At 64.9% G+C, this 14,274-nt stretch carries 13 protein-coding genes; 5 read left to right on the forward strand and 8 right to left on the reverse strand.

Translation table 11 applies throughout. From position 1 onward, the window contains the following. The 3 genes from MOV74_RS15810 to coxB form a co-directional block, all read right to left on the reverse strand. Positions 1 to 515 (reverse strand): UbiA family prenyltransferase (locus MOV74_RS15810; protein WP_246923915.1); only part of this gene is annotated, 515 nt, incomplete at its 3' end. A 61-nt stretch (positions 516 to 576) separates the two neighbouring features. Continuing rightward, entirely contained in the window at positions 577 to 2,196 is a 1,620-nt protein-coding gene (gene ctaD / locus MOV74_RS15815; RefSeq protein WP_246923918.1) for a cytochrome c oxidase subunit I, read from the reverse strand. An 86-nt stretch (positions 2,197 to 2,282) separates the two neighbouring features. Continuing rightward, the gene (gene coxB, locus MOV74_RS15820) at positions 2,283 to 3,122 is read right to left on the reverse strand and encodes a cytochrome c oxidase subunit II (protein ID WP_246923921.1); all 840 of its coding nucleotides are present in this window, start codon (positions 3,120 to 3,122) and stop codon (positions 2,283 to 2,285) included. A 461-nt stretch (positions 3,123 to 3,583) separates the two neighbouring features. Between coxB and MOV74_RS15825 the strand changes: the two genes are divergently transcribed. From MOV74_RS15825 to MOV74_RS15840, 4 genes are all read left to right on the forward strand, one after another. Further along, positions 3,584 to 4,129 (forward strand): invasion associated locus B family protein, encoded by a 546-nt coding sequence (locus tag MOV74_RS15825; protein ID WP_246923923.1) that lies wholly within the window; start codon positions 3,584 to 3,586, stop codon positions 4,127 to 4,129. A 331-nt stretch (positions 4,130 to 4,460) separates the two neighbouring features. Beyond that, on the forward strand, positions 4,461 to 5,888 hold the full coding sequence (gene tldD, locus MOV74_RS15830) for a metalloprotease TldD (RefSeq protein WP_246923926.1): 1,428 nt from the start codon (positions 4,461 to 4,463) through the stop codon (positions 5,886 to 5,888). Further along, entirely contained in the window at positions 5,885 to 6,664 is a 780-nt protein-coding gene (lepB, locus tag MOV74_RS15835; protein WP_246923931.1) for a signal peptidase I, read from the forward strand. Before tldD ends, lepB begins: the two co-directional genes overlap by 4 nt. A gap of 19 nt (positions 6,665 to 6,683) precedes the next feature. Next, positions 6,684 to 7,250 (forward strand): nucleotidyltransferase family protein, encoded by a 567-nt coding sequence (locus MOV74_RS15840; protein WP_246923934.1) that lies wholly within the window; start codon positions 6,684 to 6,686, stop codon positions 7,248 to 7,250. 125 nt (positions 7,251 to 7,375) lie between these two features. Here the strand turns inward: MOV74_RS15840 and MOV74_RS15845 are convergent, their stop codons facing one another. The 3 genes from MOV74_RS15845 to MOV74_RS15855 form a co-directional block, all read right to left on the reverse strand. Next, complete coding sequence (locus tag MOV74_RS15845; RefSeq protein ID WP_246923937.1) at positions 7,376 to 7,942, reverse strand: PAN domain-containing protein; 567 nt, start codon at positions 7,940 to 7,942, stop codon at positions 7,376 to 7,378. Positions 7,943 to 8,047: 105 nt separating this feature from the next. Then, a complete protein-coding gene (locus MOV74_RS15850; protein ID WP_246923940.1) occupies positions 8,048 to 9,418 on the reverse strand; it encodes a glutamate--cysteine ligase in 1,371 nt (456 codons plus the stop codon). A 100-nt stretch (positions 9,419 to 9,518) separates the two neighbouring features. Continuing rightward, positions 9,519 to 10,016: a MarR family winged helix-turn-helix transcriptional regulator gene (locus MOV74_RS15855; RefSeq protein ID WP_246923942.1), complete on the reverse strand. Its 498-nt coding sequence runs from the start codon at positions 10,014 to 10,016 to the stop codon at positions 9,519 to 9,521. 128 nt (positions 10,017 to 10,144) lie between these two features. Between MOV74_RS15855 and gstA the strand changes: the two genes are divergently transcribed. Beyond that, positions 10,145 to 10,759: a glutathione transferase GstA gene (gene gstA / locus MOV74_RS15860; RefSeq protein ID WP_246923944.1), complete on the forward strand. Its 615-nt coding sequence runs from the start codon at positions 10,145 to 10,147 to the stop codon at positions 10,757 to 10,759. A gap of 132 nt (positions 10,760 to 10,891) precedes the next feature. Here gstA and MOV74_RS15865 read toward each other — a convergent pair whose 3' ends face one another. Together MOV74_RS15865 and MOV74_RS15870 are read right to left on the reverse strand one after the other, a co-directional pair. Further along, the gene (locus MOV74_RS15865) at positions 10,892 to 13,105 is read right to left on the reverse strand and encodes an FAD-dependent oxidoreductase (protein ID WP_246923946.1); all 2,214 of its coding nucleotides are present in this window, start codon (positions 13,103 to 13,105) and stop codon (positions 10,892 to 10,894) included. Positions 13,106 to 13,258: 153 nt separating this feature from the next. Further along, the coding region (locus tag MOV74_RS15870; protein WP_246923948.1) for an acetyl-CoA C-acetyltransferase at positions 13,259 to 14,274 on the reverse strand (1,016 nt) is incomplete at its 5' end.

Raw genomic sequence — 14,274 nt, forward strand, 5'->3', positions numbered from 1 at the left:
CCCGTCACAGCGGCCCAGGCCACCACCGGCGGCAGCGCGCCGGCGGCGCCGCCGATCACGATGTTCTGCGCGGTCCAGCGCTTCAGGCACATCGTGTAGATCACGACGTAGAAGAAGATGGTGAAGGCGAGCAGCGCGCCCGCGACCCAGTTGACGAGGATGCCGAGCGTCATCACCGAGAAGAAGGAAAGCGTCATGCCGAACGCCATCGCCTCGGGCCGGGTGATGCGGCCGCGCGGGATCGGCCGGTTCTGCGTGCGCGACATCTTGGAGTCGATGTCGCCTTCGAGCGCCATGTTGAGCGCACCGGAGGCGCCGGCACCGACGGCAATGCAGAGCAGCGAGGTGAACGCGAGCACGGGATGGAAGTGTCCCGGCGCCATCGCCATCCCGACCAGCGCGGTGAAGATCACCAGCGACATCACCCGCGGCTTCAGAAGCGCGATGTAGTCGCCGACCTCCGCCTCGGAGATGCGGGGATTGATGTCGAGGGCGTTGTGGTCGAGGACGGACACTAAATTCAACTCGCTTCGTTATAGAGCCGCGGCGCCCGTCATGGGCGCCGCGGGAGATTGCTTACTGCACGCGGGGCAGCACTTCGAACTGGTGGAACGGCGGCGGCGAGGGCAGCGTCCATTCCAGCGTGGTGGCGCCCGCACCCCAGGGATTGTCGCCCGCCGGCACCTTCTTCATGAAGGCATCGACCACGCAATAGAGGAAGATCAGGACGCCGAAGCCGGAGACGTAGGAACCGAGCGACGAGATCAGGTTCCAGCCCGCGAACGCGTCGGGATAGTCGACATAGCGGCGCGGCATGCCCGACAGGCCGAGGAAGTGCTGCGGGAAGAACACCAGGTTGACGCCGATGAAGGTGACCCAGAAGTGGGCCTTGGCCAGCGGCTCGCTGTACATGTAGCCCGTCATCTTCGGGAACCAGTAGTACCAGCCGGCAAAGATCCCGAACACCGCACCGAGCGACAGCACGTAGTGGAAGTGCGCGACAACGTAGTAGGTCTCCTGCAGCACGCGGTCGACGCCGGCGTTCGCCAGCACGACGCCGGTGACGCCGCCGACTGTGAACAGGAAGATGAAGCCCACCGCCCAGATCATCGGTGCCCGGAATTCGATCGAGCCGCCCCACATCGTGGCGATCCAGGAGAAGATTTTTACGCCGGTCGGAACGGCAATCACCATCGTCGCAGCGACGAAATAGGCCTGCGTCGCCGAGGACATGCCGACCGTGTACATGTGGTGCGCCCAGACCACGAAGCCGATGCCGCCGATCGCGACCATGGCGTAGGCCATGCCGAGATAGCCGAACACGGGCTTGCGCGAGAAGGTCGAGACGATCTGGCTGATCATGCCGAAGGCGGGCAGGATCAGGATGTACACCTCGGGGTGGCCGAAGAACCAGAACAAATGCTGGAACAGCACCGGATCGCCGCCGCCGTCGGGCGCGAAGAACGTCGTGTGGAAATTGCGGTCGGTGAGCAGCATGGTGATCGCACCGGCGAGCACCGGCAGCGACAGCAGCAGCAGGAACACCGTCACCAGGATCGACCACACGAACAGCGGCATCTTGTGCAGGGTCATGCCCGGCGCGCGCATGTTGAAGATCGTGGTGATGAAGTTGATGGCGCCGAGGATCGACGAGGCGCCCGCCAGATGCAGCGACAGGATCGCGAAGTCGACGGCCGGGCCCGGATGGCCGGAGCTCGACAGCGGCACGTACATGGTCCAGCCGGCGCCGACGCCGTTGGCGCCCGGCTCGCCCTCGACGAAGGTCGACATCAGGAGCAGGCCGAAGGAGGCCGGCAGCAGCCAGAACGAGATGTTGTTCATGCGCGGGAACGCCATGTCGGGCGCGCCGATCATCAGCGGCACGAACCAGTTGCCGAAGCCGCCGATCATCGCGGGCATGACCATGAAGAAGATCATGATCAGGCCGTGAGAGGTCACGAACACGTTATAGGTGTGCGTCTCGTGGAAGATCTGCACGCCCGGATACATCAGCTCGGCACGGATCGCGATCGACATCGCGGCGCCGATGACGCCGGCGATGACCGCGAAGATCAGGTACATCGTGCCGATGTCCTTGTGGTTGGTCGAATAGACGTAGCGGCGCCATCCGGTCGGATGGGCATGCTCGTCATGTCCGTGGGCGTGATCGCCGTGTGCCGCTGCGCTCGTTGCCATTTTCAAATCCTGCCTTGCGTCCCATTCGGACCTTGGGAGGTCCCGCCCTTATGTCGCTTTCAGTCCCTCAAGCCGTTCCCCGACGCTTACTGCGTCGGGCCGGCCGCGGAGGCGTAGGTGCTGGTGCCGCCGCTCGCATATTTCTTCTTCGCCGTCTCGACCCAGGAGGCGAATTCCTGGTCCTCCACGACGCGAATCGCGATCGGCATGAAGGCGTGGTCCTTGCCGCAGAGCTCCGAGCACTGGCCGTAGAACATGCCGGTCTTGGTGGCCTTGAACCACGTCTCGTTCAGCCGCCCCGGAATGGCGTCGATCTTGACGCCGAAAGCCGGCAGCGCGAAGGCGTGGATGACGTCGGCGCCGGTGACCTGGACACGAATCACCTTGTTGACCGGCACCACCATCTCGTTGTCGACGCCGAGCAGGCGAGGCTGCTTGTCCTGCGCCATCAGCGAGTCGAACTCGAACTTGCCGTTATCGGGATAGGCATAGGACCAGTACCACTGCTTGCCGGTCGCCTTGATGGTGATATCCGCCTTCGGCACGTCGAGTTCGAGGAACAGAAGCCGGAACGACGGCACCGAGATGCCGACCAGGATCAGCACCGGAACGAGCGTCCAGGCCACCTCGATCAGCGTGTTGTGGGTGGTGCGCGACGGCACCGGATTGGCCCGCGCGTTGAACTTGACGACCACGACCACGAGCAGCGCCAGAACGAACAGCGTGATCAGCGTGATCAGCACAAACAGGAAGTTGTGGAACCAAATGATGTTGTCCATCACCGGGGAAGCGGATTGCTGGAGCGTCCACTCCCACGGCGCCGGTTGCCCGAGCTCGGCGAATGCCACACCGCCCGTCGCCAGCGTCAGACCCGCCACGGCCAATCCCAGCAACTGCCGGCCCATCCGGCCCATCGACATCCTCATGCCGTTCGCGCTCCCCTTACGAAGTCACCCCAAGTGCGCCGCCCTATGTCCGGGAAACGCTTATTCGATCCGCCCGCCTGACAAACCGCCGCGCAAGAATACCTCTAAGAGGAATTGGGGCCAGATCGCTAGAACGCCGAAATCAAGCCTCTCAAACCATAATTCTTGATCTATCGCAATGCAGTCTTGAGCCTGATCTGCCAGCGATCATCCGCAAGATATTTCCTAGTAACATCAGACAAAAATACCGTTTCCCGGGATGCTGCCGCTTGACAGCGGAATTGCCCGCGGTAGGCACTGGCAGATGGCCGCGCAGGAACCTGATTCGTGCGGGCGGCGGCGGCGCGGGGCGGCGTGGAATTTGCTTGGGAATCGCCTTCAAGACGCCGTCATTCCCGTATCAGTCCGCCAGATCAGGCCGCCAAGCGCGAGCGACCCAGGCGAGCAGAGGGACCGACCCCATGGGGCTTTCGAAATCGATGGCAAGGCCGGCGACAAGGCAGCTTGACCGCCTCCCCGCGCTGGCCGCCCTGCTGGCTGCGCTCGTCCTTCTGGCACTTCCCGGCCTTGCCCATGCGCAGGGCGCGGTACGCTCCGTCCATGGTGACTGGCAGATCCGCTGCGACACCCCGCCAGGCGCCCAGAGCGAGCAATGCGCCCTGATCCAGAGCGTGGTGGCGGAAGACCGCTCCAATGCCGGCCTGACCGTGATCGTGCTCAAGACCGCCGACCAGAAGAGCCGCCTGATGCGCGTGGTCGCGCCCCTGGGGGTCCTGCTGCCCTCCGGTCTCGGCCTCAAGCTCGACAACCAGGACGTCGGCCGTGCCGGATTCGTCCGCTGCCTGCCCAATGGCTGCGTCGCCGAGGTCGTCATGGACGACAAGCTGCTCGGCCAGCTCCGCACCGCCAAGACCGCCACCTTCATCATCTTCGAGACCCCGGAAGAAGGCATCGGCTTCCCGCTCAGCCTGAACGGGCTCGGCGAGGGCTATGACAAGCTGCCGTAGGGGCGGCGTCCGATCGTTCGTTCTCAATCCCGTCATCCCCGCGCAATGGCGAAGCCATTGTCGCTGGAGGCGCGAGTTCGGCAGCGCAGTCGCGCTGCCGTGCGAGCCTCGAAGGATGAAGGCCGAGCTGACAGCCGGGCCGTCGCCCTTCGAGGACCGCTGAAGAAGCGGCCGCCTCAGGGGGTGACGGTGATAGATTGATGCTTGCGGCGATGTGTTCCACGAGCGTCCCTGCCGCACCTATCGTTTCCGTAATGTGACGGCCCGCCCCCTCGCGGAACCGGTCCGAAACCATTATCTTGCCCCACATCTCCAGATAATGGACGGACACATGACCAATCCCGCCACAACCTCCCTGCTCGACCGCGCCAATCTCGACCGCGACCAGGTTCGCCACGAGGTCGCGCGCGGGCTTGCCGGCGCCGACGACGGCGAGCTGTTCCTGGAGTACAGCCAGACCGAAGCGCTGATGTTCGACAATGGGCGGCTGAAGCAGGCGACCTACGACACCTCGCAAGGGTTTGGCCTGCGCGCCGTCAAGGACGACGCGGTCGGCTACGCGCATTCCTCCGACGTGTCGGTGCCGGCGCTGATTCGCGCCGCCGACGCGGTTGCGGCCGTGCGCGGCGGTTATTCCGGCAGCTTCGCGGCGCCGCCGGCGCATACCAATGTGCGGCTCTATGGCGACGACAATCCGCTCGACGCCCCGGGCTTCGAGACCAAGGTCAAGCTGCTCGCCGAGATCGACGCTTACCTGCGCGACAAGGATCCGCGGGTGCGGCAGGTCAGCGTCAGCCTGGGCGCGACCTGGCAGGTGGTCGAGATCCTGCGGCCCGACGGCGAGAGCTATCGCGACATCCGCCCGCTCGTGCGCGTCAACGTCTCCGTCGTCGCCGGCCAGGGCGACCGGCAGGAGAGCGGCAGCAAGGGTTATGGCGGCCGCGCCGGCTATGCCGAATTCATCGAGAGCAAGAACTGGCGCGATGCTGCCGACGGCGCATTGCGCGAGGCCTTGGTCAATCTGGAATCGATTCCCGCCCCCGCCGGCGAGATGGACGTCGTGCTGGGCGCCGGCTGGCCCGGCGTGATGCTGCATGAGGCGGTCGGCCATGGCCTCGAGGGCGACTTCAACCGCAAGAAGACGTCGGCATTTGCCGGCCTGATGGGCCAGCAGGTCGCAGCCAAGGGCGTCACCGTGGTCGACGACGGCACCATTGCCTCGCGCCGCGGCTCGCTGTCGATCGACGACGAGGGCACGCCGACCAATCGCACCGTGCTGATCGAGGACGGCGTCCTGGTCGGCTACATGCAGGATCGCCAGAACGCGCGCCTGATGAACATGAAGCCGACCGGCAACGGCCGCCGCCAGGGCTATGCCCATGTGCCGATGCCGCGCATGACCAACACCTACATGCTCGCGGGCGACCGCGATCCGGCCGAGATCCTCGCCTCGGTGAAGAACGGCGTCTTCGCCGCGAATTTCGGCGGGGGCCAAGTCGACATCACCTCGGGCAAATACGTGTTCCAGTGCACCGAGGCCTACAAGATCGAGAACGGCAAGCTGGGCGCGCCGCTGAAGGGCGCCATGCTGATCGGCAACGGGCCGACCGACCTGCATCGCATCCGCATGATCGGCAACGACCTTGCGCTCGATACCGGCATCGGCACCTGCGGTAAGAACGGCCAGGGCGTGCCTGTCGGCGTCGGCCAGCCGTCGCTGCTGATGGAACGCATCACGGTGGGTGGAACGGGCGCATGAGCGTGGAAGAAAAGGTCACTGTCACCCCCAAGCGGAAGAGCAGCGGCTGGGGCGGGCAGCTCGCCCAGCTCGCCGGCATCGTCGCCGCCGTCTTCATCGCCAAGGGCGCGCTCGCCGAGCCGTTCTACGTGCCGTCGGGCTCGATGGAGCCCACGCTGCTGATCGGCGATGCGCTGCTCGCCTCGAAATTTCCCTATGGCTACGGCACCTCGTCGCTGCCGATTCAGATCAGCCTGCCCGAGAGTGGCCGCGTGTTCGCGGAGACTCCCAAGCAGGGCGACGTCGTGGTGTTTCGCTGGCCCGGCGATCGTTCGCAGGCCTGGGTCAAGCGCGTCGTGGGTCTGCCCGGCGATCGCATCCAGATGCGACAGGGCCAGCTCTTCATCAACGACCGCCCCGCCGAGCTCAAGCCGGACGGCGTCGGTGCGGCCGAGGACGACAATGGCGGCAGCGAGCCCGCCTACCGTTATGTCGAGAAGCTGCCGAACGGCGTCTCACATTTCATCTTCAAGATGCGCGACAACGGGCCGCTCGACAATACACAGGAAGTGACGGTGCCGGCCGGCCATCTCTTCGTGCTCGGCGACAACCGCGACAATTCCTCCGACAGCCGCGTGCCGCTGCGGTCCGGCGGCGTCGGCCTGTTGCCGATCGACAATCTGATCGGCCGTGCGGATGCGGTGCTCGGCTCCTGGGATCTCGGCATGCGCGGCCAGCCGGTGTGGACCTGGCTGTCCGGATTCAGGCTGGCACGGTTCTTCACCGCGGTGCATTAAATCACCTCACTGCACGACGATGAACCGTGACGAATTCCTCGCGCTCGCGCTGAGAAATCCCGTCAACGTCGCGATCATCGATGAACTGCATCGCCTCGGGCTGCCGGATGCATGGCTGGTTTCCGGATGCCTGGTGCAGACCGTGTGGAACGTGCTCACGCGCCGCGCGATCGATCACGGCATCGCCGATTACGACGTGTTCTATTTCGATTCCGACACTTCGTGGGATGCGGAGGACGCGGTGATCCGCAGGCTGCACGCGCGGCTCGCGCATCTCGGCGTCAGGGTCGAGATCCGAAACCAGGCGCGTGTGCATCTATGGTATCCCGCCAAGCACAGCCTGCCCTATCCGCCGCTGAGAAGCTCGCGCGAAGGCATCGATCGCTTCCTGACGCAGAACACGCAGGTCGGCGTCCGGCGCACGCACGATGGCTACGAAGTCTATGCGCCGCGCGGGTTTGACGATGTCGCAAGGCTGATCGCGCGGCCGAATCCGGGTCCGAATTTTTCCGCGGCGAGTTACGCGATAAAGACCGCGCGCTGGAAAGCGCTGTGGCCGGAGCTCACCGTGATCGCCACAGAGTGAGATCTTAGGGTGGGCAAAGCGTAGCGTGCCCACGCGTCTGTCGTCATATCGCAAAGATGGTGGGCACGGCGCTTCGCGCCTTTGCCCACCTACGGCACCTGGATTCGGGGCACGAGACCGAACAACTACCGCACCACGCCCGACGTGAATCCCGCCTTGCGGCGCGGCGGCTTGATTTCCTTTTTCAGGAAGCAGCGCGCCTCGCGCCCGGTGTAGCCGGGGCGGGCGTAGGTGAAGGCGCGGCATTTGTTGTCGGCGGTGCACGCAGCCTTGCAGGCCTCGACGCCGTCCCCCTCCTTCAATTCGAGATTGCGCAGATCACCGCCGGGACGATCGATCGACGTCTCCACGCCCTCGACCCGGGGCTCGATCACGCCGGCGCCGCGCACACCGGAGATGCAGCAACTGCCCGGCACGCGCGTCGGCACGGTGTTCTTCAGCCAGCACACCGCCGAGCCGCCTTCGACGTCGGGATAGCTGAAGCTCCAGGAGCGGCAGCGGCGATCACGCTCGCACAGCAGCGCGCAATCCTCGGGATCGCCTGAGGCGACCGGTGTGCTGAAATAGTCGCCGCCGGGCCGATCGAACGCAGTCTGGGCGCGCACCGGCACGCTCGCGCATGCGAGCGAAAGCAGCGTGACACATGCCGCGACGCTGGCCATGACGGCCCCGGACAGGCGGCCCTTCCACATCGGAACAGCTTTCGAGTAATTGACGACGCTCAGGTTTTTTCAGCCGGTCATTTGATCGCCGCAAACCTGTATGGGCGATGAACGGCTGATCGGCAGCTTGCCGGTCTAGAACGCGTATTCGGTGTAGGCCGGTTCCACCGAGCCCTTCCAGGGACCGTTGAACTTGTCCAACATTTCCTCGGCCGGCGTCCGGCCGGCATCGATGATGCGGTCGAGCGGCTCCAGATGCCGCGTTTCGTCGCGGCCGAGCTGGTCGATCCGGCCGCGCCGGCGCAGGCCCGCATGGGCCAGAACGAGGCATTCCTTGGCGATCTCGAACAGATACCGGTTCTTGATCCGCGCCTTGAAGCCGAAGCGCGTCACGTCGTCGCGCAGGGCCTGACGCTCGGGCGCGCTCCAGTGCTTGACGATCTCCCAGGCCGCATCGAGCGCGACATCGTCGTAGAGAAGCCCGACCCAGAACGCCGGCAGCGCCGGCAGCCGGCCCCACGGGCCGCCGTCGGAGCCGCGCATCTCGAGATAGCGCTTGAGGCGCACTTCCGGGAAAATCGTCGAGAGATGGTTGGCCCAATCCGACAGCGTCGGACGCTCGCCGGGAAGGTTGTTGTTGCGGCCGTCGAAGAAGGCGCGGAACGAGGAACCCGAGACGTCGATGTAATCCTCGTCGCGCTTGACGAAATACATGGGAACGTCGAGCGCGTAGTCGACATAGCGCTCAAAGCCCATGCCGTCCTCGAACGCCCACGGCATCATGCCCGCGCGCGCATTGTCGGTGTCGCGCCAGATCTCGGAACGGAAGGAGAGGAAGCCGTTCGGCTTGCCTTCGGTGAACGGCGAATTGGCGAACAGCGCGGTCGCGACCGGCTGCAGCGCGAGCGAGACGCGCAGCTTCTTGACCATGTCCGCTTCGGAGGAGAAGTCGAGATTGGTCTGCACCGTGCAGGTCCGATACATCATGTCGAGGCCGTACTGGCCGACCTTCGGCATGTAATTGGTCATGATCTTGTAGCGGCCTTTGGGCATCACCGGGATGTCGGCGCGCGACCAGGACGGCGTCATGCCAAGGCCGAGGAAGCCGATGCCGAGCGGGGTCGCGATCTCGCGCACCTGCGCCAGATGCGCCATCAACTCGCTCTGGGTCTGATGCACATTCTCGACCGGCGCGCCTGACAGTTCGAACTGTCCGCCGGGCTCGAGCGAGATCGCACCGCCGCCCGTGACGTCATAGAGGCCGATGATGTTGCCCTTCTCCATGATCGGCTCCCAGCCGAGCAGGAGCTTCATGCCCTCGAGCAACGCACCGATGCCGCGCGCGCCTTCATAGGGCACGGGACGGTGGCCTTCGAGCGTGAACGGCGTCTTCTCGTGCTCGGTGCCCAGGCGCCACTCGGACGGCGGCTTGCAGCCCGCCTCGAACCACGCGACGAGCTCTTCGCGCGATTGCAGCGGCGTCATGTCGATCTGGTCTCGCGCCATATCAAACTCTAATCAAAAGGGCGCTTCGACCGAACGCGCGCGGGTGACGGGGATCGTCCGCGAACCACCGGGGGCGCGGACGTGCTGGTTTGCCGCGCGATCATCGCGACGGCGTGCTTTCGTTGACGTTGGCGACGGGCGGCAGTTTCATCTCGCCGCACGAGCAGCCCAGGCGGTCGAGCAGACCGCTGAGCTTGACGGCATCGGCATCGGACAGTTTCGAACCGACATATTTCTCGATCGCAGCCGAATAGGCGCTCCACATCCGCTTCTGCAACTCGCGGCCGGCTTCCGTGATCTCGACGAACTGGCCGCGCTTGTCGATCTTGCATTCGCGCCGCGAGGCGAGGCCCTCGTCGACCAGGCGGTCGATCAGGCGCGAAGTGGAATATTGCGGAATCAGCATCTGCCGTTCGAGCTCGACCGGCCGCAGCTCGCCCGAGGGCGCCCGCGACAATTCGAGCAGCGCGTCATACCAGGCCAGCGGGGGGAAACCGGCCTTCTTCAGGTCCTGCTCGACGCAATCGAGCACGCGGCTCTGCACCCGCATCAGGCGGATCCAGGCGGAAGTCGCCTCGGTCGATGGTTTGCGTTTCATGGTCCCGCTCAAGCTCGTCGTTCCGTCTCTTACCTCATTTGATGCAGCTGCATCAATCTTGACTATTCCAAGCAAATGCATGTAATCGCTGTTTTCGGCCGAACCAAGCTTCAAGAGAAGGAAATTCCATGAAACTGTATTATTCGCCCGGTGCCTGCTCGCTGTCCCCCCACATCGCGCTCCTGGAAGCCGGCCTGCCCTATGAGCTGGTCAAGGTCGATCTCCGGGCCAAGAAGCTCGAAAACGGTGAGGATTATCTGAAGCTGAACCCCAAGGGCCAGGTCCCTGCGCTGGGCCTCGACAGCGGTGAGATCGTGACCGAAGGCCCGGTGATTGTCCAGATGATCGCCGATCAGGCGTCGGCTAAGGCGCTGGCGCCCGCCCACGGCAGTTCCGAGCGCTACAAGCTGCTGGAGTGGCTGAACTTCCTCACATCCGAGGTGCATAAGAGCTTTGGGCCGATGTTCGCGCCGGCCCTGAACGACGAGGCGAAGGCCTTCTTCAGGGATCGCGTCCTGGGCAAGCTGAAATATATCGACGGGCAGCTCGCCGGCCGCGACTACCTCATGGGCAAGCAGTTCACGGTCGCCGACGGCTATCTCTTCACGATGCTCACCTGGGGCGAGCGTATGAAGTTCGACCTCTCTGCGATGCCGAACCTTGCCGCCTACAAGGCCCGCGTCGCGGCCCGGCCGCAGGTGCAGGAAGCGCTGAAGAAGGAAGGGCTGGCCCAGGCGAAGTGATTATTCTTCGTCGTCGTCCCGGGGCGCCGCGACGCGGCGAACCCGGAACCTCGTAGTTGTTGCACGACCGGGCGAAGCCGATCGAGATTCCGGATCAGTCCGCGTTGCGACTGTCCGGAATGACGAGTTGCGTCAGGCCGCCGCCTTCTTCGGCGCGAAGCGGCCGTAGAAGGTTTCGCCCTTTGCCGCCATCTCCTCCAGCAGCTTCGGCGGCGTGAAGCGCGAGCCGTACTTCGCCTCCAGCTTGTGGCAGAGCTCGACGAAGTTCTTCGTGCCCATGAAGTCGATGTAGGACAGCGTGCCGCCGGTGAACGGCGCGAAGCCGAAGCCGAGGATGGAGCCGACATCCGCCTCGCGCGGATCGGTGATGACGTGGTCCTCGACCGTGCGCGCGGCTTCCACCGCCTGCACCACCAGGAAGCGTTGCTTCAGCTCCTCGACGTCGAGCGTATCAGGATCGAGCTGCTTCGGCTGCAGGGCCGACAGACCCGGCCACAGGCTCTTCTGGCCCTTGCCCTTCTCGGGATAGTCGTAGAAGCCCTTGCTGTTCTTGCGGCCGAGGCGGCCCTGCTTCTCGACCATCTCCACCATCAGCTTCTTCTGATCGGGATTGATCGCGTTGGGGCCGAGGTCGGCTTCCGTCGCCTTCATGATCTTGAGGCCGAGGTCGAGCGCGACTTCATCCGAGAGCGAGAGCGGGCCGACCGGCATGCCGGCCATCTTGGCGCAATTCTCGATCATCGCCGGCGGGATGCCTTCGAGGAACATCTCGTTGCCCTCGGCAACGTACCGGCCGACGCAGCGATTGGCGAAGAAGCCGCGAGAGTCGTTGACGACGATCGGCGTCTTGCCGATCTGCCGGACGTAGTCGAGCGCGGTCGCGAGCGCGACATCGCCGGTGTTCTTGCCCTTGATGATCTCGACCAGCATCATCTTCTCGACCGGCGAGAAGAAGTGAATGCCGACGAACTTGCCCTGGTCCTTGAAGCCCTCGGCCAGCGAGGTGATCGGCAGCGTCGAGGTGTTCGACGCGAAGATCACGTCCGGCTTCAGATATTGCTGCGCCTTGGCAAAGGTCTCAGCCTTGACCTTGCGGTCCTCGAACACGGCCTCGATGACGAGATCGACGTCCTTCAGCGCGGCGTAGTCCGCTGTCGGCGTGATGCGCGCGAGCAGCGCTTCGGCATCCGCGGGCTTGGCGCGGCCCTTCTTGATCTGATCCTCGATTACCTTCTGCGCATGCGCCTTGCCCTTGTCGGCGCTTTCCTGGTCGCGGTCGATCAGCACGACCTCGAGGCCGGCGCGGGCCGAGACGTAGCCGACGCTCGCGCCCATGAAGCCGGCGCCGATCACTGCGATCTTCTTCGCTTTGGTCGGCGGCACGTCCTTCGGGCGGCGCGCGCCCTTGTTGAGCTCCTGCATCGACAAGAACAGGCTGCGGATCATCGCAGCCGCTTCCTTCGAGCGCAGCACCGAGGTGAAGTAGCGTGACTCCACGCGAAGCGCGGCGTCGATCGGCAGCTGCAGGCCCTCATAGACGCAGCTCATGATCGCGCGCGCGGCCGGGTAATTGTCGTAGGTCTCGCGGCGATAGATCGCATTGCCGGCGGGGAACATCATCATGCCGGCCTTGGAGAACACCGGGCCGCCGGGCAGCTTGAAGCCCTTCTCGTCCCAAGGCGCGACCGCCTTGCCGCCGCCCTTGATCCAGTCCTTCGCGGCCTTGATCAGATCGGCGGCCGGCACGACGGCATGAATCAGGTTCAGCGCCTTGGCCTTGTCCACCGTAACAGGGTCGCCCTTGAGCAGGATCGTCATGGCGTCCTGCGGCGGCACCAGGCGCGGCACGCGCTGCGTGCCGCCGGCACCGGGGAACAGGCCGACCTTGACCTCGGGCAGGCCGAGGCGGGTCTTGGGATTCTCCGCGGCGACACGATAGTGGCAGCACAGCGTGATCTCGAAACCGCCGCCGAGCGCGAGGCCGTTGATCGCGGCCGCCCACGGCTTGCCTGATGTTTCGATCGAGCGCAGCACCAGCGAGAAGCGGCGGCTCTGGTCGAACAGCATCTGGTTCGCCGCGGTCTCGCCCTGCTCCTTGAACACTTTCGCATAGGCCTGGTTCATGCCTTCGAGCATCGACAGGTCTGCGCCGGCGCAGAAGGCTTCCTTCGCCGAGGTGATGACGACACCCTTTACCGCGGCATCCGCCGTGGTCGCCTTGACGATCGCGTCGAGCTCGCTGGTCGAGGTCTCGTCGAGCACGTTCATCGAACGGCCCGGGATGTCCCAGGTAACGAGCGCGATGCCGTCTGCGTCGGTCTCAACCCTGAAGTTCTTGTACGACATGTTGGTTGCTCCTCGGTGCCGCAGCCGATCTCAGGCGCGGCGGTTGATAGGGTCTCTTAGGGTGGGCAAAGGCGGCCCTTGCGCCGTGCCCACCATCATTCGCGAAGGCAGCAGTGGTGGGCACGCTTCGCTTTGCCCACCCAACGGCGCTCGTTACACCCGCTCGATGATGGTCGCGGTGCCCATGCCGCCGCCGATGCACAGCGTGACGAGAGCGGTGGACTTGTTGGTGCGCTCGAGCTCGTCGAGCACGGTGCCGAGGATCATCGCACCGGTGGCGCCAAGCGGATGGCCGAGCGCGATCGCGCCGCCATTGACGTTGATCTTGGCGTTGTCGATATCGAAGGCCTGGATGTAGCGCAGCACGACCGAGGCGAAGGCCTCGTTGAGCTCGAACAGGTCGATGTCCGACTTCTTCATGCCCGAGCGCGCGAACAGCTTCTCGGTGACGTCGACCGGACCGGTCAGCATCATCGCCGGCTCGGAGCCGACATTGGCAAACGCACGGATCTTTGCGCGCGGCTTCAAGCCGTACTTCGCAGCCGCCTCCTTGCTGCCGAGCAGCACGGCGCCGGCGCCATCGACGATGCCCGACGAATTGCCGGCATGGTGCACGTAGTTGACGCGCTCGATCTCCGGGTGCGACTGCAGCGCGACACCGTCAAAGCCGCCCATCTGCGCCATCATCGTGAACGAGGGCTGCAGCTGCGCCAGCGACTGCATCGTCGTCGAGGGACGCATGTGCTCGTCCTTGGCGAGGATGGTGAGGCCGTTGATGTCCTTCACCGGCACGATCGACTTGTCGAAGCGGCCTTCCTCCCAGGACTTCGCCGCACGCTGCTGGCTCTGCACCGCGTAGGCGTCGACGTCATCGCGCGAAAAACCGTATTTGGTGGCGATCAGATCGGCCGACACGCCCTGCGGCATGAAATAGGCCGGCACCGCCATCGAGGGGTCCATCGGCCAGGCACCGCCGGAGGCGCCGATGCCGACGCGGCTCATGGATTCGGCGCCGCCGCCGATCACCAGTTCGTGCTGGCCGCTCATCACCTGCGCGGCGGCAAAGTTCACGGCATCGAGGCCGGAGGCGCAGAATCGGCTGATCTGCACGCCGGGCACGGCTTCGCCGAGACCGGCCTTCAGCGCGGCGAAGCGCGCGATGTCGGAGC

The sequence above is a fragment of the Bradyrhizobium sp. SHOUNA76 genome, assembly GCF_023006445.1.
Lineage (GTDB): Bacteria > Pseudomonadota > Alphaproteobacteria > Rhizobiales > Xanthobacteraceae > Bradyrhizobium.

Coding starts and splice junctions, on each gene's coding strand:
- ctaD (WP_246923918.1), bottom strand. CDS start 2,196: ATGGCAACGAGCGCAGCGGCACACGGCGATCACGCCCACGGACATGAC.
- coxB (WP_246923921.1), bottom strand. CDS start 3,122: ATGAGGATGTCGATGGGCCGGATGGGCCGGCAGTTGCTGGGATTGGCC.
- MOV74_RS15825 (WP_246923923.1), top strand. CDS start 3,584: ATGGGGCTTTCGAAATCGATGGCAAGGCCGGCGACAAGGCAGCTTGAC.
- tldD (WP_246923926.1), top strand. CDS start 4,461: ATGACCAATCCCGCCACAACCTCCCTGCTCGACCGCGCCAATCTCGAC.
- lepB (WP_246923931.1), top strand. CDS start 5,885: ATGAGCGTGGAAGAAAAGGTCACTGTCACCCCCAAGCGGAAGAGCAGC.
- MOV74_RS15840 (WP_246923934.1), top strand. CDS start 6,684: ATGAACCGTGACGAATTCCTCGCGCTCGCGCTGAGAAATCCCGTCAAC.
- MOV74_RS15845 (WP_246923937.1), bottom strand. CDS start 7,942: ATGTGGAAGGGCCGCCTGTCCGGGGCCGTCATGGCCAGCGTCGCGGCA.
- MOV74_RS15850 (WP_246923940.1), bottom strand. CDS start 9,418: ATGGCGCGAGACCAGATCGACATGACGCCGCTGCAATCGCGCGAAGAG.
- MOV74_RS15855 (WP_246923942.1), bottom strand. CDS start 10,016: ATGAAACGCAAACCATCGACCGAGGCGACTTCCGCCTGGATCCGCCTG.
- gstA (WP_246923944.1), top strand. CDS start 10,145: ATGAAACTGTATTATTCGCCCGGTGCCTGCTCGCTGTCCCCCCACATC.
- MOV74_RS15865 (WP_246923946.1), bottom strand. CDS start 13,105: ATGTCGTACAAGAACTTCAGGGTTGAGACCGACGCAGACGGCATCGCG.